The sequence below is a fragment of the Acinetobacter sp. 226 genome, assembly GCF_048147925.1.
Lineage (GTDB): Bacteria > Pseudomonadota > Gammaproteobacteria > Pseudomonadales > Moraxellaceae > Acinetobacter > Acinetobacter pecorum.
Genome location: NZ_JAYWYX010000071.1, coordinates 1 through 1571, shown reverse-complemented (window position 1 = coordinate 1571; position 1571 = coordinate 1). Strand labels below are relative to the sequence as shown.

Genomic DNA, 1571 nt, shown 5'->3' with positions numbered 1-1571 from the left:
TTTTAGGAGTATGTTTATTCATTTTGAAATTATAGGACTGAATAAACCTTATAGGCTAGGTTTGTGCAACAAAGCCGATGTTATATAATACTCAATCATATAAATTTTATGATTGTTTTTTCCACTTGAGATATATGGGCACTTTATATTTACTAAATGGCATTGGAATAATAGTTTTTCATTATTTTTTATCTTAATAACTTGAGGTATACCATAACGTGTTGGCGTTCTTCCCTTTAAAACGTAAGTATTTCCTTGAAGGGTAAATTTATCTATAATTAAATTTTTCTCCATTTCTTCAATATTTATTGATTGATAGATTCTCTTTTCTTTTATATCAAGAATATTAAAAAAAATTAACATCAAAATTAAAAAAATACCAACAAAAAATATATATAAATTTTTTTCTATTTTTATTTTTAGTAGATTAAGTATATAAAAAATGAAAGGTATAAAAAATATAAACCCATAAAAAATAGAGTATTTAATAAAATAAAAAATAAAACTATATTTTGTTGTTTGAATTATAGAGCAATAGACTGAAACAAATAAAACTAAAAAGAAACCAAATAAAAAAAATACTCCATAATATTTTTTATCCTTATTACCCATAAAATTAGATATTTCAATCATTATTTTCTCAACTAATAATATTTTTCTATTTCTATGAAAAGTAGGCTTTACTTAACTTACTAGACCTAGGATTTAGTCTAGTATGATAACGAAGACTAGATAATTTCTTAAAGATTTCCTAAAATTAACATAATACACGTTATACGAATCTAAAAATGGGAGCCTTTAGCTCCCATTTTTACTATATTTTTTAAAGTTTTAGGCGTGTTGTACTGTGAGTTTTAAGCCTAAAGCATTCACTACACGATTAATCGTATCAAAACGTGGTGCTGAATCATGACGTAGGGCTTTGTAGAGTGCCTCACGCCCAATTCCTGCTTCTTTAGCGATTTGAGTCATGCCACGAGCTTTAGCAATAACACCAAGTGCATGAGCTAATTCAGCTGGATCATTCTCTTCAAGAACCATATTGAGATACATCACAATGTCTTCTTCAGTTTTGAGTGACTCAGCCATATCAAAACTTGGTAAATCAGCTACTTTAACCATTTTAATCCTCCAACGTTTTCGATAGTTTGACTGCACGATCGATGTCTTGTTGTTGAGTTGATTTATCTCCACCACCAAGCATTACAATCACAACGTCACCATGTTGGATGTAATACATCCTCCATCCAGAACCGAAGAATTCTCTCATTTCCCAAACACCATCTTGGAGAGGTTTAATGTCTCCCCAGTTTCCACGTTGAACCTTATCTAATCGACGATTCAGACGGATACGGGTCATATTGTCTTTAATGCCATCCAACCATTCATCAAATTCTGGCAGACGTTTAATTTCAATCATGAGGATTCCTTCTCTTCTCACTATATTGTATTCGATCGAATACAATATGCAAGTAATCTATACGAACATCCATTATGTTATTCCCAAGTAGAAATGTCCTACCTAATAACCAAATAGAAATGTCCTATATGGACATTTCCAAGTCAAGCAC

3 protein-coding genes are annotated in these 1571 nt (G+C 30.3%); all 3 read right to left on the bottom strand.

The features are described from left to right. Positions 1 to 48: 48 nt before the first annotated feature. Positions 49 to 633, bottom strand: a complete 585-nt coding sequence (locus VXP95_RS15430) for a hypothetical protein (protein ID WP_416712352.1) — start codon at positions 631 to 633, stop codon at positions 49 to 51. Positions 634 to 831: 198 nt separating this feature from the next. Continuing rightward, complete coding sequence (locus tag VXP95_RS15425) at positions 832 to 1122, bottom strand: addiction module antidote protein (RefSeq protein ID WP_005093398.1); 291 nt, start codon at positions 1120 to 1122, stop codon at positions 832 to 834. 1 nt (position 1123) lies between these two features. After that, complete coding sequence (locus tag VXP95_RS15420) at positions 1124 to 1420, bottom strand: type II toxin-antitoxin system RelE/ParE family toxin (RefSeq protein WP_004647749.1); 297 nt, start codon at positions 1418 to 1420, stop codon at positions 1124 to 1126. Positions 1421 to 1571 lie beyond the last annotated feature (151 nt).